This is a genomic window from Mycolicibacter senuensis (assembly GCF_003284925.1).
Lineage (GTDB): Bacteria > Actinomycetota > Actinomycetes > Mycobacteriales > Mycobacteriaceae > Mycobacterium > Mycobacterium algericum_A.
Genome location: NZ_QMEX01000013.1, coordinates 25,802 through 47,162, shown reverse-complemented (window position 1 = coordinate 47,162; position 21,361 = coordinate 25,802). Strand labels below are relative to the sequence as shown.

Annotated in this window: 20 protein-coding genes; 6 read left to right on the top strand and 14 right to left on the bottom strand. The window is 68.5% G+C overall.

Translation table 11 applies throughout. The annotated features are described in order from the left end of the window. Nucleotides 1-3 precede the first annotated feature (3 nt). Nucleotides 4-1,458, top strand: a complete 1,455-nt coding sequence (locus tag DQP56_RS06490) for a DUF92 domain-containing protein (protein ID WP_112684139.1) — start codon at nucleotides 4-6, stop codon at nucleotides 1,456-1,458. 95 nt (nucleotides 1,459-1,553) lie between these two features. Here DQP56_RS06490 and lpdA read toward each other — a convergent pair whose 3' ends face one another. From lpdA to exaC, 5 genes are read right to left on the bottom strand one after another with little or no spacing between them, the layout of a single operon-like run. Continuing rightward, nucleotides 1,554-2,948: a dihydrolipoyl dehydrogenase gene (lpdA, locus tag DQP56_RS06485; RefSeq protein WP_112684138.1), complete on the bottom strand. Its 1,395-nt coding sequence runs from the start codon at nucleotides 2,946-2,948 to the stop codon at nucleotides 1,554-1,556. Nucleotides 2,949-2,980: 32 nt separating this feature from the next. After that, nucleotides 2,981-3,520, bottom strand: coding sequence for a hypothetical protein (locus DQP56_RS06480; protein ID WP_112684137.1), 540 nt, complete (start codon nucleotides 3,518-3,520; stop codon nucleotides 2,981-2,983). Then, complete coding sequence (locus DQP56_RS06475) at nucleotides 3,513-3,791, bottom strand: putative holin (RefSeq protein WP_112684136.1); 279 nt, start codon at nucleotides 3,789-3,791, stop codon at nucleotides 3,513-3,515. Before DQP56_RS06475 ends, DQP56_RS06480 begins: the two co-directional genes overlap by 8 nt. 29 nt (nucleotides 3,792-3,820) lie before the next feature. Next, nucleotides 3,821-4,234, bottom strand: coding sequence for a DUF779 domain-containing protein (locus DQP56_RS06470; RefSeq protein ID WP_112684135.1), 414 nt, complete (start codon nucleotides 4,232-4,234; stop codon nucleotides 3,821-3,823). 30 nt (nucleotides 4,235-4,264) lie between these two features. Then, complete coding sequence (gene exaC, locus DQP56_RS06465) at nucleotides 4,265-5,788, bottom strand: acetaldehyde dehydrogenase ExaC (RefSeq protein WP_112684134.1); 1,524 nt, start codon at nucleotides 5,786-5,788, stop codon at nucleotides 4,265-4,267. Nucleotides 5,789-5,845: 57 nt separating this feature from the next. On the opposite strand from exaC, the gene DQP56_RS06460 reads away from it, so the two are divergent. Next, a complete protein-coding gene (locus DQP56_RS06460; protein WP_112684133.1) occupies nucleotides 5,846-7,888 on the top strand; it encodes a prolyl oligopeptidase family serine peptidase in 2,043 nt (680 codons plus the stop codon). Nucleotides 7,889-7,979: 91 nt separating this feature from the next. On the opposite strand, the gene DQP56_RS06455 is transcribed toward DQP56_RS06460, so the two are convergent. The 5 genes from DQP56_RS06455 to DQP56_RS06435 form a co-directional block, all read right to left on the bottom strand. Continuing rightward, the gene (locus tag DQP56_RS06455; RefSeq protein WP_112684132.1) at nucleotides 7,980-8,615 is read right to left on the bottom strand and encodes a flavodoxin family protein; all 636 of its coding nucleotides are present in this window, start codon (nucleotides 8,613-8,615) and stop codon (nucleotides 7,980-7,982) included. 45 nt (nucleotides 8,616-8,660) lie between these two features. Then, entirely contained in the window at nucleotides 8,661-9,488 is an 828-nt protein-coding gene (locus DQP56_RS06450) for a hypothetical protein (protein ID WP_112684131.1), read from the bottom strand. After that, complete coding sequence (locus DQP56_RS06445; protein WP_112684130.1) at nucleotides 9,488-11,008, bottom strand: aldehyde dehydrogenase family protein; 1,521 nt, start codon at nucleotides 11,006-11,008, stop codon at nucleotides 9,488-9,490. Before DQP56_RS06445 ends, DQP56_RS06450 begins: the two co-directional genes overlap by 1 nt. A 70-nt stretch (nucleotides 11,009-11,078) precedes the next feature. Further along, complete coding sequence (locus tag DQP56_RS06440) at nucleotides 11,079-11,588, bottom strand: mycothiol transferase (protein ID WP_112684129.1); 510 nt, start codon at nucleotides 11,586-11,588, stop codon at nucleotides 11,079-11,081. Nucleotides 11,589-11,654: 66 nt separating this feature from the next. After that, nucleotides 11,655-12,827 (bottom strand): MSMEG_1130 family ribosome hibernation factor, encoded by a 1,173-nt coding sequence (locus tag DQP56_RS06435; RefSeq protein WP_112684128.1) that lies wholly within the window; start codon nucleotides 12,825-12,827, stop codon nucleotides 11,655-11,657. A 149-nt stretch (nucleotides 12,828-12,976) separates the two neighbouring features. Between DQP56_RS06435 and DQP56_RS06430 the strand changes: the two genes are divergently transcribed. Together DQP56_RS06430 and DQP56_RS06425 are read left to right on the top strand one after the other, a co-directional pair. Next, nucleotides 12,977-14,707 (top strand): N-acyl-D-amino-acid deacylase family protein, encoded by a 1,731-nt coding sequence (locus tag DQP56_RS06430; protein ID WP_112684127.1) that lies wholly within the window; start codon nucleotides 12,977-12,979, stop codon nucleotides 14,705-14,707. A gap of 11 nt (nucleotides 14,708-14,718) precedes the next feature. Continuing rightward, entirely contained in the window at nucleotides 14,719-15,531 is an 813-nt protein-coding gene (locus DQP56_RS06425; protein ID WP_112684154.1) for a class I SAM-dependent methyltransferase, read from the top strand. 4 nt (nucleotides 15,532-15,535) lie between these two features. Here the strand turns inward: DQP56_RS06425 and DQP56_RS06420 are convergent, their stop codons facing one another. Together DQP56_RS06420 and DQP56_RS06415 are read right to left on the bottom strand one after the other, a co-directional pair. Continuing rightward, nucleotides 15,536-16,552 carry an aldo/keto reductase family protein gene (locus DQP56_RS06420; RefSeq protein WP_112684126.1) on the bottom strand — a complete coding sequence of 339 codons (1,017 nt, stop codon included), beginning with the start codon at nucleotides 16,550-16,552 and terminating at the stop codon, nucleotides 15,536-15,538. A gap of 204 nt (nucleotides 16,553-16,756) precedes the next feature. Continuing rightward, nucleotides 16,757-16,939 (bottom strand): hypothetical protein, encoded by a 183-nt coding sequence (locus DQP56_RS06415; RefSeq protein WP_112684125.1) that lies wholly within the window; start codon nucleotides 16,937-16,939, stop codon nucleotides 16,757-16,759. A gap of 381 nt (nucleotides 16,940-17,320) precedes the next feature. On the opposite strand from DQP56_RS06415, the gene DQP56_RS06410 reads away from it, so the two are divergent. Together DQP56_RS06410 and DQP56_RS06405 are read left to right on the top strand one after the other, a co-directional pair. Continuing rightward, nucleotides 17,321-17,701, top strand: a complete 381-nt coding sequence (locus DQP56_RS06410; protein WP_112684153.1) for a pyridoxamine 5'-phosphate oxidase family protein — start codon at nucleotides 17,321-17,323, stop codon at nucleotides 17,699-17,701. Between the two features lie 10 nt (nucleotides 17,702-17,711). Beyond that, complete coding sequence (locus DQP56_RS06405; RefSeq protein ID WP_112684124.1) at nucleotides 17,712-18,113, top strand: pyridoxamine 5'-phosphate oxidase family protein; 402 nt, start codon at nucleotides 17,712-17,714, stop codon at nucleotides 18,111-18,113. Here DQP56_RS06405 and DQP56_RS06400 read toward each other — a convergent pair. Then, a complete protein-coding gene (locus DQP56_RS06400) occupies nucleotides 18,094-19,422 on the bottom strand; it encodes a bifunctional adenosylcobinamide kinase/adenosylcobinamide-phosphate guanylyltransferase (RefSeq protein ID WP_112684123.1) in 1,329 nt (442 codons plus the stop codon). The genes DQP56_RS06405 and DQP56_RS06400 overlap by 20 nt on opposite strands. Before the next feature lie 131 nt (nucleotides 19,423-19,553). Then, nucleotides 19,554-21,179 carry a chaperonin GroEL gene (gene groL / locus DQP56_RS06395; protein ID WP_112684122.1) on the bottom strand — a complete coding sequence of 542 codons (1,626 nt, stop codon included), beginning with the start codon at nucleotides 21,177-21,179 and terminating at the stop codon, nucleotides 19,554-19,556. Nucleotides 21,180-21,361: the final 182 nt, after the last annotated feature.

The following is a 21,361-nucleotide window of genomic DNA, read 5'->3' as shown; positions in this document are numbered from 1 at the left end:
TGCGTGGCGGATACCGTTTGGCACGATCTGGCCGTCGCCGGGGGCGGAACGCTGGCGATCGCCGCCGTGCTGATCGTGGTCGGGCGGATGCTGCTGCGGCGGGGCGCCGGGCCGCTGGTCACCCGGAAGATCCCGCACGCGTTGTGCGGGCTGTTCGCCGCCGCGGCCGCGTTCGAGCTGACCAACGGAGCGGTGGTGGCGGGTGTGCTGGCCGCCGCGACGGTGGCATTGGCGTTCATCGTGGAGCGTGGCCTGGTTCCGGTGCCGGGCGTGTTCGACGGCACCCGCTCCCGCGACTACGGGCTGGTCGGGTTCGCCGGCGGGGCCTTGATCGCGGTGCTGGCGTTCTGGCCGGATCGGGTCGCGATCGCGACCGGGGTGGTGGTGCTGGGGCTGGCCGATGCCGGTGCCGCCCTGGTCGGGGACCGGTTCGGCAGACACCGGGTGGCGGCCGGCGGCGGGGTGCGCTCCCTGGAGGGCTCGGTGGCGTTCGTGGCCATCGCGTTCGCCGTGTCGTGGGTGTTCTGCCGGGTGGGTCTTGAACTGAATACGTTTATGGCGGTGACGGTTTCGCTGTTCGTCGCGGTGTCGACGGCGGCCGTGGAACTGCTGGTGGTGCCGGCGGCGGACAACCTGCTGATCACGCCGTGGGTGGCGCTGCTGTTGCACGTCGCGCGTGACCTGTCGACCGATGATGCGCTGCGCTGGCTGGCCGCGGTGGTATTCGGCTGCGCCATCGTGCCGTTCATGATCCGGATGCGCTGGCTGGATCTGCCCGGGGCGCTGTGCGGCGGCCTGATCGCCGGCGTCGCCGTCGGGCTGGGCGACTGGGCCTGGATCATCCCGGCCGCGGTGTTCTTCTCGCTGACCAGCGTCCTCACCGCCTATCGCAGGCCCGGCCGTGCCTCGGGCGTGCGCGGCATCGGTCAGGTGACGGTCAATGCGGGTCTTCCGGTGCTGGTACCGGTGATCGGGTTCGCGTTCACCCGCGACCCGCTGTGGTACGCGGTGTCCATCGGCGGTATCGCCGCCGGGATCGCCGACTCGTGGGCATCGGAGATCGGGCGGTTCTCCGGCCGCGAGCCGCTGTCGCTGCGGACGCGCGGCCGGGTTCCCAAGGGCACCTCCGGCGCGGTGTCACCGCTGGGTTCGGCCGCAACGGTGCTGGGCGCGCTACTGGTGGGCGCGTTCGGCGCCCTGTTCGCCGGGCCGGTGATGGTGCCGGTCGGGTTGGCGGCCGGTATCGCCGGCTCACTGGTGGACACCATGATCGGCGCCACCGTGCAGACCCGCTTCCGCTGCGAATCCTGCGGGGCCACGGTGGAGGACGCGCTGCACTGCGGGCGCCCCACCGAGCCGTCCGCGGGGTGGCGGTGGGTGGGCAACGACGTCGTCAACGCCGGTGCGAACCTGACCGGAATGCTGGTCGGGTGCGGGGTTTTCGCGCTGATGGCCTGACCTCAAAACGCCGAGACTGTTGTTAGCGCGCAAAAGTACGAGATAACTCCGCGCCAATTACAGCCTCGAGGTGACGGGCGCGTGGAACCAAGACCTCAGAAGTTGATCATGTGGCCGGTCAGGCCATGGAAGCACTCCTGCAGCGCCTCGGACATGGTGGGGTGGGTGTGCACGTTGCGCGCCAGCTCGGCGGCGGTCAGGTCCCACTTCTGCGCCAGCGTGAGCTCCGGCAGCAGCTCGGAGACGTCGTGGCCGACCAGATGCCCGCCGAGCAGTTCACCGTAGCGGGCGTCGGCGATCAGCTTCACGAACCCGCTCGGGTCACCCGCCCCGTGCGCCTTGCCGTTGGCGGTGAAGGGGAACTTGGCCACCTTCACGTCGTAGCCCTCGGCGCGAGCCTGCTCCTCGGTAAGGCCGAAGCTGGCCACCTGCGGCTGGCAGAAGGTGGCGCGCGGCATCATCCGGTAGTCACCCAGCGACATCGTCTCGGCGCCGCCGATGGTTTCGGCGGCCACCACGCCCTGTGCCTCGGCGACGTGAGCGAGCTGCAGCAGGCCGGTGACGTCGCCGATGGCGTAGATGTGCGGCACCGAGGTCTGCATGTACTCCCCGACCCCGATGGCGCGCCGCTCCGTCAGCGCCACCCCGGCGGCCTCCAGTCCGTAGCCGTCGACGTTGGGCGCAAAACCGATGGCCTGCAACACCTTGTCGGCCCTGAGCTCCTCGCGCTGGCCGTCCTTGCTGACGGTGACGGTGACGGCGGAACCGTCATCGTTGATGGACTCGACCTTGGTGCCGGTGCGGATCTTCACACCCAGCTTCTTGAACTGCTTCTCGATCTCTTTGGAGACGTCGGCGTCCTCGTTGGGCAGCGCTCGGGCCAGGAACTCCACCACGGTGACGTCCACGCCGTAGTTGGCCAGGATGTAGGAGAACTCCATGCCGATAGCCCCGCACCCGGCGATGATGATCGAGCCCGGCAGCTCCCGGCTCAGGATCAACTCCTCGTAGGTGACCACGTTGGCCGACAGCGAGGTGCCCGGCACCAGTCGCGTGCTGGACCCGGTGGCGATGATCGCGTTGTCGAAGGTGACGTTCTCGGTTCCGCCCTCGTTGAGCTCGACGGCCAGGGTGTTGGCGTCGGTGAACCGGCCGTAGCCGTGGATCTCGGTAATCTTGTTCTTCTTCATCAAGAAGTGCACCCCGGCGACCCGGCCGTCGGCGACCTTGCGGCTGCGGTCGAACGCCGCGCCGTAGTCGAAGGTGGCCTCGCCGCTGATCCCGAAGGTCTTGGCCTCGCGGTTGAAGATGTGCGCCAGTTCGGCGTTGCGCAGCAGCGCTTTCGACGGGATGCAACCGACGTTCAGACAGACCCCGCCCCAGTATTTGGGTTCGACGATGGCGGTGTTCAAACCGAGCTGGGCGGCGCGAATGGCCGCGACATAACCACCGGGGCCGGCTCCGAGGACTACGACGTCATAGTGGGTCACCCGCTCACCCTATCGTCGGCCGGCCAATCCGTTCAGTACGGGATGATTCCGCCGACGCAACGCTCCACGTGCTGGCAGAAGTGATGGCCGTACAGCGGGGCCGCGGCGACGGCCGAGGCGAACACCGCCGTCATGATCGCGAGCGCGACCGCCGACAACAGCGGCTTCTCCCCCACCATCGCCACGATCAGCCCCGCCACCACGCACCCGGCCGCATAGACCACCACGACGAACACCGCGGGGGTCTTGTCGGCCAGCGCATACCACCACGAGAACAGCCCCAGCCCGATGCCGGCCGCCGGGATCCAGACGCCCACCAGCACCAGCGCGAACTGCCACCACTTGAGAAAGCGGTACTGCCCCTCGACCACGACCGGCTTTGGCGGTTTGGCCGGGCCGGCCTTCGACTCGGGCTCGTTCGGCTCCGGTTCCGGCGGAGCTTCGAGCCCCGGTTGCGGTTGGAGCTCGCCGGACGCCCCGGGCAGCGGCGCCGGATGCGGGCCGGTGTCGAAGATCGGCGCCATGTGCGGCTCGGTCATCGGCAGCGCCCCGGTGTCGGTGGTCTCAGACACCCGAGACCGCCTGAATCGCCGCCAGCGCCCCAAACCAGCCGAGGCCCAGCGCGAGGAGAAACGCACCCAGTCCGGTTACCCAGCGGCGCGACGAGGCGAACACCAGGACCAGCCCCGCGACGGTGGGCGCGATGAGCACCAGCGCGATCACGACATCCGGGCGCAGCGGCGCGGTGACCAGCAATGTCGCCCCGATCCCGGCCAGTACACCGGCGGTGGCTCCGACCAGCATGATGCTGCTCAACAACCAGGGGCGCGGCAGCGGAATCACACCAGCAGATTCTACGACCGCAACCCCGCTCAGCGCGGTAGCGACCCGGTGATCACCGGGACTTCCTCCAGTGCGGCGTTCTCGTCGTCAGTGAAGGCGCGCGCCCGGGACAGGAACCGCAGCCCCTCCGGCGCCTCCAGGCTGAAGCCGGCGCCGCGGCCGGGCACCACGTCGATGATCAGCTGGGTGTGCTTCCAGGCCCCGAATTGCGGCCCGGAGATCCACACCGGCACCTCGCCACCGGCGGCTCGGTCGATGCTGAGCACACCGAGCAGCACGTCATGGTCACCGACGATGAAGTCACCGTCGGGGTAACACATCGGCGCTGAGCCGTCGCAGCAGCCGCCGGACTGATGGAACATCACCGGACCGTGCCGGGCCACCAGCCGTGCCAGCAGTTCGGCTGCCGCCTCGGTGATCCGCACCCGCTCCGGTGCGCCCATCAGGCCGGTGCCTCCATCAGTACGGGCCCATCAAAAAAGACCCTGCGCCTTTTCCGAGTAGGACACCAGCAGGTTCTTGGTCTGCTGGTAGTGATCGAGCACCATCTTGTGGTTCTCCCGGCCGATCCCGGACTGCTTGTAGCCGCCGAAGGCGGCGTGCGCGGGGTAGGCGTGGTAGCAGTTGACCCAGACCCGGCCGGCCTGAATGTCACGGCCGGCCCGGTAGGCGGTGTTGCCGTCGCGGCTCCACACCCCGGCCGCCAGCCCGTAGAGGGTGTCGTTGGCCTGGGCGATGGCGTCGTCGTAGTCGCCGAACGAGCCCACCGAGACCACCGGGCCGAAGATCTCCTCCTGGAAGATCCGCATCTTGTTGTGGCCGGCGAAGATCGTGGGCTGCACGTAGTAGCCGCCGGACAGTTCCCCGCCCAGCTCGGCGCGTTCCCCGCCGGTGATGACCTTGGCGCCCTCGCCCTTGCCGATCTCGATGTAGGCCAGGATCTTCTCCAGCTGGTCGTTGGAGGCCTGCGCACCGACCATGGTGGCCGGATCCAGCGGGTCACCCTGCCGGATCGCCTTGGTGCGTATCGCGGCCAACTCCAGGAACTCGTCGTAGATCTCGGCCTGAATCAGCGACCGCGACGGGCAGGTGCACACCTCGCCCTGGTTGAGGGCGAACCCGGCGAATCCCTCCAGCGCCTTGTCCTGGAAGTCGTCGGCGGCGGCCAGCACGTCGGCGAAGAAGATGTTGGGACTCTTGCCGCCCAGCTCCAGGGTGACCGGGATGATGTTGTGGCTGGCGTACTGCATGATCAGCCGCCCGGTGGTGGTCTCGCCGGTGAAGCCGATCTTGGCGATCCGGTTGCTCGATGCCAGCGGCTTGCCGGCTTCGACCCCGAAACCGTTGACCACGTTGAGCACCCCGGCCGGCAGCAGCTCACCGATCAGACTCAGCAGGTACAGGATCGACGCCGGGGTCTGCTCGGCCGGTTTGAGCACCACGGCGTTTCCGGCCGCCAGTGCCGGGGCCAGTTTCCAGGCGGCCATCAACAGCGGGAAGTTCCACGGGATGATCTGGCCCACCACCCCCAGCGGCTCGCGGAAGTGATAGGCCACGGTGTCGTCGTCGAGCTGGCTCAGCGCGCCCTCCTGGGTGCGGATCGCCGACGCGAAGTAGCGGAAATGATCGGCGGCCAGCGGGATGTCGGCGGCCAGCGCCTCCCGGATCGGCTTGCCGTTGTCCCACACCTCGGCGACCGCGAGCTGTTCGCGGTGCGCGTCGATGCGGTCGGCAATCGCGTTGAGCACCGCGGCCCGCTCGGCCGGGGACGTCTTGCCCCACGCCGGCGCCGCCGCATGCGCCGCATCCAGGGCCAGCTCGATGTCGGCCGCAGTCGAGCGCGGGACCTCGCAGAACACCTGACCGGTGACCGGGGTGATGTTCTCGAAATACTCACCACCGACCGGCGCCACCCACTGCCCGCCGATGAAGTTGCCGTAGCGGGACTCAAAGCTCATCAGCGCCGCCGCGCTGCCCGGACGTGCATAGACGGTCATCAGTACTTCCCTCTGCCTTGACGGTGTTGTGCACCTCACATTACCGCCGCGGTCACAATGGCGGTCATGGCTGACGACGCGACGACCGACCCGTACCTGTGGCTCGAAGACGTCACCGGTGACGATGCGCTGGACTGGGTGCGCGCCCACAACGCCCCGACAGTCGAAGAGTTCGCGGGGGACGATTTCGAGGCGATGCGCACGGCGGCGCTGGAGGTGCTCGACACCGATGCCCGCATCCCGTACGTGCGGCGGCGCGGCGATCACCTCTACAACTTCTGGCGTGATGCCGCCAATCCGCGCGGATTGTGGCGGCGCACCACGCTCGACAGCTACCGCAGCAGCGCGCCGGAGTGGGAGGTCATCATCGACGTCGACGAGTTGAGTCGAGTCGACGGCCGGAACTGGGTGTGGGGCGGCGCCAACGTCATCGAACCCGAACTCACCCGGGCGCTGGTCTCGCTGTCCCCGGGCGGTTCGGATGCGGCGGTAGTGCGGGAATTCGACATGGCCGCCAGGGAATTCGTTCCCCCTGCTGCTGGCGGATTTCAGCTGCCCGAGGCCAAGTCGCGAATCGGCTGGGAGGACGAGGACACCGTGCTGGTGGGCACCGACTTCGGTGCGGATTCGCTCACCGACTCCGGGTATCCGCGGATCGTCAAGCGGTGGCGTCGCGGCCAGCCGCTCGCCGACGCCGAGACGCTGTTCGCCGGCGAGGCGACCGATGTGGTGGTGGGAGCCGGACGCGATCGCACACCGGGCTTCGAGCGGACCCTGGTCTCGCGGGCCATCGACTTCTTCAACGACGAGGTCTACGAGCTACGCGGCGTCCCCGGCGGTCAAGAGCTGATCCGCATCGACGCGCCCACCGACGCGTCGGTATCGGTGCATCGACAGTGGATCCTCATCGAGCTGCGCACCGACTGGGATACCGGCATCGCCTCGTATGCCGCGGGCTCATTGCTGGCGGCCGACTACGACGAATTCTTGGCGGGCACAGCACAGTTGAGTGTGGTCTTCGAGCCCGACGCGCACACCGCGCTGCACCACTACGCCTGGACCCGTGACCGACTCGTGCTGGTCACGCTGCACGATGTGGCCAGCCGGGTGGAGGTGGTCAGCCCGGTTGATTGGCAGCGCCGCCCGGTTGCCGAGGTACCGGCCAACACCAACACGGTGATCGCGGCCGCCGACGACACCGGTGACGAGATCTTCTTGGACTCCAGCGGATTCGTTCACCCGTCGCGGTTGCTGCACGGCCCGGTGGACGGGCCGCTGACCGAGATCAAGTCCGCTCCGGCCTTTTTCGATGCCGGGGGACTGGAGGTCAGTCAGCACTTCGCCACGTCGAAGGACGGCACCGCGATCCCGTATTTCGTGGTCCGCCCGCAGGACGCGACCGGCCCGACACTGCTGGCCGGCTACGGCGGTTTCGAGGTGGCCCGCACCCCCGGCTACGACGGGGTGCTGGGCCGGCTGTGGCTGGCCCGCGGCGGCACCTACGTGCTGGCCAACATCCGCGGCGGCGGCGAATACGGGCCGAGCTGGCACACCCAGGCGATGCGGGAGGGCCGGCACCTGGTGGCCGAGGACTTCGCCGCGGTGGCAGCCGATCTGGTGGACCGCGGCATCACCACGGTGGCGCAGCTCGGCGCGATCGGCGGCAGCAACGGCGGACTACTGATGGGCATCATGCTCACCGCCTACCCGCAGCAGTTCGGGGCGCTGGTCTGCCAGGTGCCGCTGCTGGATATGCGCCGCTACCACCTGCTGCTGGCCGGCGCCTCCTGGATGGCCGAGTACGGCGACCCGGACAACCCGGACGACTGGGCGTTCATCGGCGAATACTCGCCGTACCAGAACATTTCGGCAGAACCGAGCTATCCCCCGGTGCTGATCACCACCTCCACCCGCGATGATCGGGTGCATCCCGGTCATGCCCGCAAGATGACCGCGGCGCTGGAGAAGCTCGGCAAAAAGGTCTGGTACTACGAGAACATCGAGGGCGGTCACGGCGGGGCGGCCGACAACGCGCAGGCGGCGTTCAAATCGGCGCTGAGCTTCTCGTTCCTGTGGCGGATGCTGGACGGACGAAACTGACGCCCCCGAGACGCCCGCAGCGATTCACAGCGCCGCGGCGGCCGCCTCTGCCACGGTGGTGTCCTGCTCTCCGGTGCGACCGCCTCAAACCTCAGTCCGGCCCGGCATACGGCGGGTACGCGTTTTGCCGCAGCACTTCGGCAAGGTGCACCGCGTTGCGCGCCGCCGCCGCGGTCGTGGTGGCCACCGCCTCCGGGGCCTGGTCCAAGTCCAGGTAGTCCACGCCCTGCATGGCTTCACCGTTCCAGTACGTGCAGCCCTGGGCGGGTATCGAGAATCCGATGTCGTTGAGCGCCTGGAACAGATCGGCGACGATCTTGTGTGCGCCGTCCTCGTTGCCGACGACGGCGGCCAGTGCCACCTTGCCGACCATCCTGGGCCGGCCGGCGTCGTCCTGATCGGAGAGCTCGGCATCGAGTCGCTCCAGGACGCGTTGCGCGACGCTGGACATGTGGCCGACCCAGGTCGGCGTCGACATGACGAGAATGTTCGCCGACTTGATTTTCGCCAGCAGCGCCGGCCAGTCGTCGCCCTCCCCCATGTCGGCTTCCACGCCGGGAAGCAGCGACAGGTCGACACAGCGAACCTTGTCGCATGCGACGCCCCCGGAACGCAGCTGCCCCAGCAACTGGTCTGCGATCAGGTCGCTGCTTGACGGGGCGTCGCCGCCCTTGAGCGTGCAGACCAACGCAATTGCGCTCAGCGGCGGCGGTGCGGCCGAAGTCATGCCTGGCGGCGTACCCGCGGTGTAGCGAGCCCAAACGGCCGCGCACTATCGGCGCAGCGCCCCCAGCAGCGCGACGCCCACCCCGACCAGCACCATGACCGCGCCGGCCCCCAGGGTCAGATTGAGCCACTGGTGCAGGCTGGCTTCGGCCACATCGGCCACCGCGTCGGCGATGCGGCGGATGTCGCCGGTCGCCTGGTTGAGCACCTGGTTCAGGTAGCGCCGCGCCACCTCGAGCCCCGACCAGCCCGCCGCGCCCACCAGCAGCCCCGAAACGCCCAGGCTCGCCACCGCCCTGCCGCGATGCCGCGCCGCGGCGATCGTCAAGGCCGCACACAACCCGGTCAGCGCCACCAGCACCAAACTCAGCGACGGCCCCCACACCGCAAACCGGTGTAATCCGCCGGGCCGCGTCACCTCGGTGGACGTCGGCGTCAGCGGCACGGTCATCGACGCCGGCAGTGCGACGTTGTAGTCGTCCAACAGCTGCGCAAACGCCTTGTCCCGCAACATCGGCACCACGTCGATCTCCCACGGGCGGGTGTCGTCGCCGCTGAGCAGCCAATCGTGCCCGTCGCGGTTGAGCTTCACGAACTGTGCCGGGAACGACCGGCCGGCGGTGTATTCGGCGGCGGCCTCTCGCACCGGGGCGGGGTTGATGGGGAAGCCTTGCGCACGGATCAGTCGAACCGCCTGGGAGCTGAGTTCGGCGGCGACCGCATCTTGCAGGGCCGGTTGGGCCGCGGCCCGCTGCGCCAGCCGGGCGTAGCCGTCGGCGTCGACGAGGTTGCACTGCGCCCAGGCCGTCGGCAGCGTCACCGCCAATGTCACCGTGGTCAGCAACCAGAACAGGGCGGCCGTCAGGAAGCGCACTATTTGGCCGTGCGGCGCGGGCGCGCCAGCGCCATCCGGGTCATCAGCGCGTTCATCCGGGCCAGCGCCTTGAGCGAATTGTGGTAGTAGTTCCCGCCCGCACCGACGCTGGTGCGCGGCGACACGACCGCCTCCTGCCGGCAGAACTTGCGGATCCCGTCGAGGCCGCCGAACCGCGCACCGATACCTGAGGTCTTCCAGCCGCCCATCGGCGCCGTGGTGCACATCAGGTTGGCGATCACGTCGTTGATGTTCACCGCCCCGCAATCTAACTGGAGGGCAATGTCTTTGGCCCGTGACACATCACCGGAGAACACCGATGCGCTCAGCCCGTAGGGGCTGTCGTTGGCAAGCCGGATGGCCTCCTCGACGCTGCCGACCTTCATGATCGGCAGCGTCGGCCCGAAGGTCTCCTCGGTCATGCAGGCCATCGAGTGGTCGACGTCGACCAACACGGTGGGCGGGTAGAAACTGCCCGCGCCGGCTGCGCGTTCACCGCCGGTCAGTGCGCGCGCTCCCGCGGCGAGTGCCTCTGTGACGTGGCGTTCGGTGACTGCCAATTGCTGATCGTTGATCAAAGCCCCGAAGTGGGTGCCCTCGCCGGCGCCCAGCTGCAGCGCCTGCACGTCGCGGACGACCGCGGCGACGAACTTGTCGTAGACGGGTTCGAGCACGTACACCCGCTCGACCGAGACGCAGGTCTGTCCCGCGTTGAACATCGCGCCCCACACCGCGGCGTGTGCGGCCAGGTCGATGTCGGCGTCCTCGCACACGATCATCGGGTCTTTGCCACCCAGCTCGAGGCTGAACGGCACCAGGCGCTGCGCCGCCCGCTCGGCCACCTTGCGCCCGGTGGCCGTCGAACCGGTGAACTGCACGTAGTCGGAGTTGTCGATGACCGCTTCGGCCACTTCTCGCGCGCCCTGGACCACCGCGAACACGTCGGGTCCGCCGGCCTGCTGCCAGCCGTCGCGCAGCAGCTCGGCGGTGAGCGGGGTCTGCTCGGACGGCTTGAGCAGCACCGCGCAACCGGCCGCCAGTGCACCGATCGCATCCATCAACGCGTTGGCGACCGGGTAGTTCCACGGCGCAATCACCCCGACCACCGGGCGCGGCCGGTAGTGCACCGCGATCTTCTTGATCGCCATCAGCGGCAGCGCTGCCGGCCGGGACTCCGGGGCCATCGCCTTGTCCATGACCTTGATGACGTAGGACAGGATCATGATCAGCAGCGGCACCTCTTGTGCTGCGTCGGTGCTGGACTTGCCGGTCTCGGCGATCAGCATCTTCTCGATCTCGTCCCGATGCTCGCCGAGCCACACCGCGTACCGGGCCAGCACTTTGGCCCGGCCCTTGGCGCCGCGTCCCTCCCATTCGCGCTGGGCGGTACGCAGTCCGGCGGCGATCGCTTCGACGTCGGACGGATCGGTCCAGCGGACCTCACCGGCAGCCCCCCCGGTGGCGGGGTTGAGCACGGTGTCGGTGCCGGACAGGGCGGGGGCGGGCGTGGTGGCGGTCATGACGCCATGCTAGTCCCGGTTGTGATCCGGGTCGCACCCGCCTCGACAGGTGTCAAGTCCAGCCCGATGCCTACCCTTTCAAGCCCCGCAGATAGGCCGCCTGCCCCAGGTGCTGGGCGCAGTCGTCGATGACGCTGACCAGCCGCACCCCGGCGGTCACCGGCGGGTTCCAGTGCCTATCGACGACCCGGGCCAGCTCGTCGGCGGTGATGCCGTCGATGTAGCGCAGGGTCAGCTCGTGCACCGCGCGGTAGTAGCCCGCCAGCAGCTGCGCCGGGGCACGGACCTTGGCGACGTCGGCCGCGCTGTGGCCGTACCCGCTGTCGTCGCGCGGCAGATCGAGTCCGAACCGGTCCACCCAACCGTCCCGGGTCCACGCCTGTTCGACGCCGGCGACCTGAGCGACCTGGATGTCTTGCACCCGGGCGCTGTGCCACAGCAGCCAGGCGATGCTGTTGGCCTCCGGAGTCGGCCGGTAGGTGGCCACCGCATCGGTGAGATCCTCGGTGACTTCATCGGCGTGCTCGACCAGCCGCGTGAACGCGTCGCGGAGCAGACCCTGTAACGCGGCATCGGTCATGGGAACCTCCGGGATGACGTCGGGCTCATCGTCGACTCCTTCCCGGCATTGCAGACCTGCCGGGCATCACCAGCGCAGCAGTGCGGCAATACCCGCCGCATCGCGCAGCCGTCCGTCGGCCGCCCCTTCGATGGGGCTGACCCGGGCCCCGGTCTGCAATGCCCGCTCCACCAGCCGCTCGGTCAACCGGGCCTCCGGTTCTGCCGGGCGCCCGGCCGGGCCGACCTCCTCGCCGCCGTAGAGGGACCCGTTGGCGCCCACCATGCCGGTGTAACGGACACCCGGGTCATATATCAGATGTGCGACCCGACCGGCGTTCAGTGCCGCGGCCACCTCCGAGAGCCCCAGCGCCACCGGCTGTCCAGCCCCGGCGCCCTCGCCGACACTGTCCAGTATTTGGCGTTCCCGCTCCGCGTGCTGCTCGTGGGCCCAGTCGGTCACAGCAGCCTGCAGCGCCGCATCATCGAGCCCACCGAGGACTCGGGAATCGACGAATATCCGGTCGCGCAACGCGTGCGGAAACTTCGCGACGGTCGGCTCACTCCAGCGGTCCCCACCGCTGACCAGGATTCGCTCCCAGCCGCGCTCAGCGGCCAGTCCGGCCGCCACCGTCGTCACCTGATCCAGGAAACGGTGTGCCCGATCCTGCTCGCGCGACTGCCGCTGTTCTCGCATCGGCGTGTTGAACTGCCCCTGCGGGCCGCCACCGAGGTGCCCGGCACGCTCGTGGGGCGCTTGGATGTACTGCTGCTCGATTCGGCTCAGCGGCTGAAGCGACCCGAGGCGCCACTCGAGCAGGCGAGCCTCCTCGGGTGAAACCAGGACCACACCCGCCGGCCGGCCCTCATCGATCATCTCGAGCAACGGGTGGATGAACGGGCGATCGTCCAACACCACTCGACTGGCGATCGGCAACGCGCTTTGCAGTTGCAGAACCCAGTCATCTTCCAGTCCGGCGAACAGGATTCGGCTTCGGCCGGCGCCCGCGGGGTCGGCCAGTTCGGCTACTCTCGGCCAGATTCGTTCCAGCGCCGCGCCGGTCTCGCCGCTGTCATCGGCCTCCGCGGCAATCCGGCGTTGCAATTCCCGGAAACGGTTCTTCAGGTCGATAGTGGCGGCTTCCAGGTTCGGGTCCCCGCTCGGATCGGCATTCAGGTTCACGGACAGCACGCCGAGTTTGTCGGTCCGTTGGGACAGCTCCCGGATACCATCCGCGTCGAGACGCTCCATGGCGACCATCGGTTTGCCCCTCCAATCCCTTGCAGGCCTCAGGGTTGCTCCAACCACTCACTATAGCCACGACTCGAGACTGAAGGGCCGAGCTGTTTTGGCGATCGATCACGGAAATGCCCTGGCATGAGGTACCGATCCGGCCGTAGATTGGGTAGATGACGCACGTCGCTGAGCTCGTCATCCGCAACGGCACGATCGTCGACGGGCTGGGCGGCCGGACGTACGTCGGCGACGTTGCGGTCCGCGATGGACTCATCGTCGAGGTCGGCACCGTCAGCGGCGACGCCGAGCACGTGATCGATGCGGCCGGGCTGCTGGTGACACCGGGTTTCGTCGACCTGCACACCCACTACGACGGGCAGTCGATCTGGTCGGATCGGCTCAATCCCTCGTCGTCACACGGCGTGACGACGGCGCTGATGGGTAACTGCGGGGTGGGTTTCGCGCCGTGCCGGATCGCCGACCACGAGGTGCTGGTCGACGTGATGGCCGGTGTGGAGGACATCCCCGGCGTGGTGATGACCGACGGTCTGCCGTGGACGTGGGAGACCTTCCCGCAGTTCATGGATGCCGTCGATGCGCGGCGCCGCGACATCGATGTGGCGGCGTTTCTGCCACATTCGCCGCTGCGGGTCTACGTGATGGGACAGCGCGGCGTCGACCGCGAACCCGCCACACCGGCGGATCTGGCGCGGATGCGCGTACTCGCGCAAGAGGCCGCCGAGGCGGGGGCGCTGGGATTCTCGTCGTCGCGGCTGGTCACCCATCGCACCCGGACCGGCTCCCAGATCCCCAGCTACGACGCCGCTTACGACGAGATCTTGGAGATCGGCCGCGGCATCGCCGATGGCGGTGGCGGCCTGATCCAGTTCGTCCCCGACCTGCCCGATGGCGCGTATCAGCCCGTGCTGCAGCAGATTTTCGACGCCGCGACGGATGCGGGTCTACCGGTCACCTTCACACTGTTGATCGGCAACGCCGGTGAACCGGTCTGGCAGGACGCCCTCACCATGGTGGAGAAGGCCAACGATTCCGGCGCTGAGATCACCGCGCAGGTCTTCCCGCGACCGATCGGACTCATGGTCGGACTCGACCTGAGCATCAACCCGTTCGTGCTGTACCCCAGCTACCGGGAGATCGCCGGGCTCCCCTTGGCGGAGCGGGTGGCCGAGATGCGCAAACCCGATGTCCGACAACGAATTCTGGCCGACCAACCCAGTATCGTCCCGACCAACCCGATTGCCTACCTCTCCCAGTCCTGGGAGTGGACCTACCCGCTCGGCGACGACGCCGATTACGAACCCGATCCATCGGAGAGCATCGCTGCGCGGGCCCGCGCCCGTGGCGTCTCTGCGGTCGAGGAGGCCTATGACCGCCTGCTTGACGACGACGGGCACGCGATCCTGCTGGATGCGCTGGCGAACTTCCGGGACAACTCACTGGACACGGTCGGTGACCTGCTGCGTCGCGATGACGTGGTGCTGGGGTTGGGCGATGGCGGTGCGCACTACGGAATGATCTGTGACTCAAGCTTTCCCACCTATGTGTTGACCCATTGGGCCCGTGATCGCGCGTCCGGTCGGTTCAGCGTTGCAGCGGCGGTCCGCGAGCTGACATCGGTGCCCGCCCGGGTCGCCGGGCTCGATGACCGGGGACGGATCGCGGTCGGCTACAAGGCGGATCTCAACGTCATCGATCACCAGAACCTGCGCCTGCACAAGCCGGTGATCACCTACGATCTGCCGGCCGGCGGGCGTCGGCTCGACCAGACCGCCGATGGCTACGTGGCGACGATCGTCGCTGGCGAGATCATCGCCGAGAACGGCAAACCCACCGCTGCCCGGCCCGGCAGGCTGGTGCGCGGCCGTCGGCCGGCGCCGGCGTAGCGTTGTCGGATGTGACGGAGCGCCCAGAGCCCAAATACACTCACGGCCACCATGAGTCGGTGCTGCGCGCCCACCGTGCCCGCACGGCGCAGAACTCCGCGGCCTATCTGTTGGGTTCGCTGATGCCGGGCCTGCGGTTGCTGGATGTGGGCTGCGGTCCGGGCACCATCACGGCGGATCTGGCCGGCATCGTGTCGCCGGGCCGGGTGACGGCCATCGAGCCGGTGCCCGAGGCGCTGGAGCTGGCCCGCACTTGCGCTCGGGAGCGGGGGCTGCACAATATCGACTTCGTGGTCGCCGACGTGCACGCGTTGCAGTTCGGCGACAGCAGTTTTGATGTGGTGCATGCCCATCAGGTGCTGCAGCACGTCGCCGACCCGGTGACCGCGCTGGCCCAGATGCGCCGGGTCTGCAAGCCCGGCGGGATGGTAGCCGTGCGCGACAGCGACTACGCGGCGTTCACCTGGTATCCGGCGTCGGCGGAGTTGGACGACTGGCTGCGACTCTACCGTGATGCCGCGCGGGCCAACGGCGGCGAGCCCGACGCCGGCAGGCGCCTGCTGGCCTGGGCGCACGCTGCCGGATTCAGCGACGTCACCCCGTCGGCCAGCGCCACCTGTTATGCCACCCCGGCCGAGCGGGGGCATTGGGGCGGCATGTGGGCCGATCGGATCCTGCACTCCGCCATCGCCGCGCAACTACTTAACAGTGGTGCCGCGGATCAGGCCAAGCTGCAGGCGATTTCGCGAGCGTGGCGAGACTGGGCCGACCACCCGGACGGCTGGCTGACGATCCCGCACAGCCAGATCCTGTGCCGGGTGTGACGACTCAGAGCAGCCGTTGCGTCGGGGTGGACTTGGCCACCAGCGCCGGGTCGCTGGTCACCGCGTCGCCCAGCACCTCGTCGACGCGGGACAGCAGCTCGGCGGGAATCCGCACCCCCGACGCCTTGACGTTCTCGGTCACCTGCTCCGGGCGCGAGGCCCCGACCAGTGCCGCGGCGACGTTGTCGTTCTGCAGCACCCAGGCGATCGCCAACTGCGCCGTCGTCAGGTTCAGTTCCTCGGCGATCGGACGCAACTGCTGTACCCGGGTCAGCACGTCGTCGGTCATGAAGCGTTTGACGAAGTCCGCCCCACCCTTCTCGTCGGTGGCGCGTGAACCGGCCGGCGGGGGCTGACCGGGCAGGTACTTGCCCGACAACACGCCCTGGGCCATCGGCGACCAGACGATCTGGCTCAGGCCCAGCTCACGGCAGACCGGGACCACCTCGGGCTCAATGATCCGCCACAGCATGGAGTATTGCGGCTGGCTGGAGACCAGCGAGATCCCGAGCTGGCGGGCCAGCCCGTGGGCCTGGCGGATCTGGTCGGGTGTCCACTCACTGACCCCGACGTAGAGCGCCTTGCCCGCCCGCACGATGTCGGCGAACGCCTGCATGGTCTCCTCCAGCGGTGTGAAGGAGTCATAGCGGTGCGCCTGGTATAGGTCGACGTAGTCGGTGCCCAGCCGGCGCAGCGATCCGTCGATGGCCTCCATCATGTGTTTACGGGACAGCCCGGTGTCGTTCTTGCCCAGTGGCGCTTGGCCGACCGGCCAGTAGACCTTGGTGAAGATTTCCAGCGATTCACGCCGACGGCCTTTCAGTGCCGCGCCGAGTACTTCTTCGGCACGGCCGTTGGCGTAGACGTCGGCGGTGTCGAAGGTGGTGATGCCGGCATCCAGCGCGGCGTGCACACACGCGGTGGCGACATCGTTCTCGACCTGTGAGCCGTGGGTGAGCCAGTTGCCGTAGGTGATCTCGGAGATCTGGAGGCCGGAGTTACCCAGGTAGCGGAATTCCATAGGGCTATCTTGACCGAGATGACGCTGGTTGTCTGCCGCCGGATCGAAAATTAGCCGGATGGCACCGACGCCTGGGCGAATCGCTTGACCATCACGGACAATTCGTCTCGGGTGACAACGCCCGCCTTGACGGTCGCTCTTCACCCCGACCCATCAGGGGGCCAGCGGCCACCCACCCGTCGATCGTAGACACTTTCGAACACCTCACGGCACCTCGGCGACACCGGCGTCGCGCAGTCGCAGCGCGAGGGAACGCGCATCGGGAAGCCGGCGCAGAGCGGCCTCATACCGCTGCGCGGCGCTGTCAGGAGCGGCCATGTCTGCCCTCGCTTCATCCGATCCCGGTTCGGTGCCGTCCACGGTGTCCGGCCGGGTGACACGCGGCATCCGTGGACGACTACCGATTCCGGGGCGGCTTGAGGGTTCCGACTACCCGGGCCGGGTGGCGACTACCGAACCCCGGGTGAGTTAGTGGTCGCTGCGGCGGGCGCAAGGACAGGTAGTGCGCTACGGGCAGGGATACGGCGTGCTGAGCGCAGGCTGCGGAGCACGTGTTTCTTGCCGGCTTCAGCGACGGTGTCACCCGAGTCGCCCACGGCGACGGTGGAGGCGGAGGGGGCGCCGGTAGCGGCGGCAGCGGTGTCGGCCAATGGGTGCTCCCGGCTGGTCACGGCGTCAGCGGGGACGGCTAAGGGGAGAGAGCGATGCCGCGGACTCCCACCGCTTTCGGGAGCCGCCGGATCCGCGCCGCGCCGTATGCTCGACACCATGCCCAAGCCCGTCGACCTCACCCGCCTCGGCGACTTGCTGCCCGGCTACCGCTTCGCGTTCCTGGTGACCGTTGGCGACGACTACCGGGTGCGCACCACCGCGATCACCCCGACCTTCGACGGCGCCCGAGTGGATGTCGGCCCGGTTGGTAGCCATGGCCGGGAGAACATGGCGGCCCGAAACACGGTCACCCTGGTCTGGCCGGCCCGCGATGTCGGCGACTACTCACTATTCGTCGACGGCACGGCCGAGGTTCCCGACGATCCGGCCGGCCCGGTGCTGGTGACACCGACCAAAGCCCTGCTGCACCGGCCGGTGTTCGAGAACGGCCGAGCGGTCGGCACCGTCCACGACTGCGTTCAGCTCAAAGCGGACTAGTCTCGAATTTATGACCTCCAACGTGGATTTCGACCGGCTCGCCGAGAAACTGGTGGGCTACGACTACGCCTATCTGATCACCGTCGACACCGAGAACCGCCCGCACCCGGTACCGGTGATGCCGACGCTTGACGGCGAGACCGTGCGCATCGGCGCCCTCGGCGGACGGCGCAGCCGGGCGAACCTGGCGCGCAGCAGCGACGTGACGGTGCTGTGGCCACCGCCGGCCCCGGGCGGCTACACCGTGATCGTCGACGGCGCCGCCGACGTCTCCGATACCGGCGAGCTGGCCAGTGTGGCGATCACCCCCAGCCGGGCGGTGCTGATTCGGGTCGCGACTCCGGAGTCCCCCGGCGAAACCCCTTGCTACAGCGACTGTGTCGACTTGAAGCTCACTGCGCAGGGAGCCTGAGCGGCCGGCCGGCCACCATCAGCACCACGTCGTCGGATTCGGCGGCGATCCGCGCATTGAGCACCCCCAGCAGGTCACGGAACAGACGCCCCGAGGCGGTGGCGGGCACCACCCCGCTGCCGACCTCGTTGCTGACCGCCACCGCCCGCACCGGGCAGGCCCGCCAGGCCGAAACCAGCTCGTCGATGTCAGCATGGACAGCATCGAGCACGCCGGTGTCCCAGACCCGGTGCAGGTCCATCCGGGCGGTCAGCCAGGTGCCCAAACAGTCCAATAACAACGGGGTTTCGGCCGTGCGCAGCTGCTCGGTGACGTCACTGCACTCGATGGTGCGCCACGAAGCCGGGCGCCGGGATCGGTGCAGCCGAACCCGCTCCGCCCATTCAGGATCGCCCTCCCGCACTCCACCGGTGGCCAGATAGGTCACCGACGGCTCGGAGACCAGCAGCGCCTCGGCGTGCGCGGACTTACCAGACCGCGCCCCGCCCAACACCAGGGTGCGCGACGAGGTCCCAGCTGCACCCACTCGCACCACCTCACCATCGCGTCCCGGTCGAGCGCCCGAATTCGACAGTACCCAGGTCAGTTCCGGCTCGATCGGATTGTGGTGGCTCAGGTGTACAGCGACCACGTCGGTGGTGTCGACCACGGCGCCCGAGCTTCGCAACGCGGCCAGGGTGACGGCGAACGCGGGCAGGTCGAGATGTTGCGTCCCGTGCGTGGTGTGGTTGCCGAACGTCTCCTCCAGGAAGACCACATCAAAGGCGGCGCCGGCGACCGCCGCCTGCGTCTCGGCGGGCAGCGGTCCGGTATCGGTTCCCCAGAAGATCCGGCCACCAACGGTTTCCAGGTCGTAGAGCACCGCGTCACCGCCGAGGTCAGTCCCGTGCGCGGCGGCCAGCACCCGAACCCGATAGTCCCCGAGATCCACTTCGTCACCCGGTGTCACCTCGACGAAGCGGACCGGGTCGTCGGGGCCCACCCAGTCCCGGCACTGGTCGAGGGCACTGGCCGGGCCGACCACCTCCAGGGGCGCATCCGTCCCGGTCCAGTGCCGCATCAACAGCGCCATCGGCCCGACGTGGTCCCAGTGGCCGTGGGTGAACAGGATGTGGCGCACCGAAGCCAGCGATCGCCCGAAGCGTGCGGCGGCCCGCGGCGCCTCCGGCCCGCAGTCCAGCAGCAAAACGTCGTCGACCAGCGCGGCGGTCTGCCCGCGAACCTGAGTCGCCGATCGGCAGGAGGCGCAGCGGCAGAATGGATTCGGCCAGCCGTCGGCGCTGCCGGTGCCCAGCAGCAGGATTTCCATACGCCCATCCTCGCTGACGCTGAGCTCAGGGCACACCTCACTCGCACTTTTGCGCCATGAGCGCAGCGTCAACGTGAACGACGAAGGCCCGGCCCCCCCGAAGGGGACCGGGCCTCGCCGTGCAACCAGACTTAGAAGTCCATGCCGCCCATGCCACCGGTCGGGTCGCCCGCGGGTGCGGCCGCCTTCTCCGGCTTGTCGGCGACGACGGCCTCGGTGGTCAGGAACAGCGCCGCGATCGAGGCTGCGTTCTGCAGCGCCGAACGGGTCACCTTCACCGGGTCGGCAACGCCGGCCTTCAGCAGGTCCTCGTACTCGCCGGTGGCGGCGTTGAGACCGGTACCGGCGGGCGAGTTGCGCACCTTCTCGGCCACCACGCCCGGCTCCAGGCCGGCGTTGAAGGCGATCTGCTTGAGCGGAGCCTCCAGCGCCACCTTGACGATGTTGGCGCCGGTCGCCTCGTCACCCTCGAGCTTGAGCTCGTCCAGCGACGGTGCCACCTGCAGCAGGGTCACGCCGCCACCGGCGACGATGCCCTCCTCCACGGCGGCCTTGGCGTTGCGCACCGCGTCCTCGATGCGGTGCTTGCGCTCCTTGAGCTCCACCTCGGTGGCAGCCCCGGCCTTGATGACCGCGACACCGCCGGCCAGCTTGGCCAGCCGCTCCTGCAGCTTCTCCCGGTCGTAGTCGGAGTCGCTGTTCTCGATCTCGGAGCGGATCTGCGAGACCCGACCGGCGATGGCGTCGGAGTCACCGGCGCCCTCGACGATGGTGGTCTCGTCCTTGGTCACCACGACCTTGCGGGCCTTGCCCAGCAGCGAGATGTCGGCGGTCTCCAGCGACAGACCGACCTCCTCGCTGATGACCTGGCCACCGGTGAGGATCGCCATGTCCTGCAGCATCGCCTTGCGGCGGTCACCGAAGCCCGGGGCCTTGACGGCCACCGACTTGAAGGTGCCGCGGATCTTGTTGACGACAAGGGTGGAAAGCGCCTCACCCTCAACGTCCTCGGCGATGATCAGCAGCGGCTTGCCGCCCTGGATGACCTTCTCCAGCAGGGGCAGCAGGTCCTTGACGGTCGACACCTTGGAGCTGACCAGCAGGATGTAGGGGTCCTCCAGGACCGCTTCCTGACGGTCGGCATCGGTGACGAAGTAGCCCGAGATGTAGCCCTTGTCGAAGCGCATGCCCTCGGTCAGCTCCAGGCTCAGGCCGAAGGTCTGCGCCTCCTCGACGGTGATGACACCCTCGTTGCCGACCTTGTCCATCGCCTCGGCGATCAGGTCACCGATGGACTGGTCACCCGCGGAGATCCCGGCGGTCGCCGCGATCTGCTCCTTGGTCTCGACCTCCTTGGCGTCCTTCAGCAGGGTCTCGGAGACCTTCTCGACGGCCTTCTCGATGCCGCGCTTGAGGGCCAGCGGGTTGGCGCCGGCGGCCACGTTGCGCAGGCCTTCCTTGACCAGCGCCTGGGCCAGCACGGTGGCGGTGGTGGTGCCGTCACCGGCGACATCGTCGGTCTTCTTGGCGACCTCTTTGACCAGCTCGGCGCCGATCTTCTCGTAGGGGTCCTCCAGTTCGATCTCCTTCGCGATGGACACACCATCGTTGGTGATCGTGGGGGCGCCCCACTTCTTCTCCAGGACAACGTTGCGGCCCTTGGGACCCAGCGTCACCTTGACCGCGTCAGCGAGGGCGTTCAGGCCCCGCTCGAGGCCGCGACGGGCCTCTTCGTCATACGCAATTTGCTTAGCCATTGCGAAGTGATTCCTCCGGTTAGGGGGTGCACGTCTTGTCGGTCGGGTCAGTGCCCGCGACGGACGGCGTTGGGTGTGCTCCGCAGGTGCGGCCCCGTACCTCACCGTCCCGACCTAGCACTCGCCGGTCGCGAGTGCCAACGTCATTCTTAGCACTCGCCCCTTGAGAGTGCAAGGAGCCG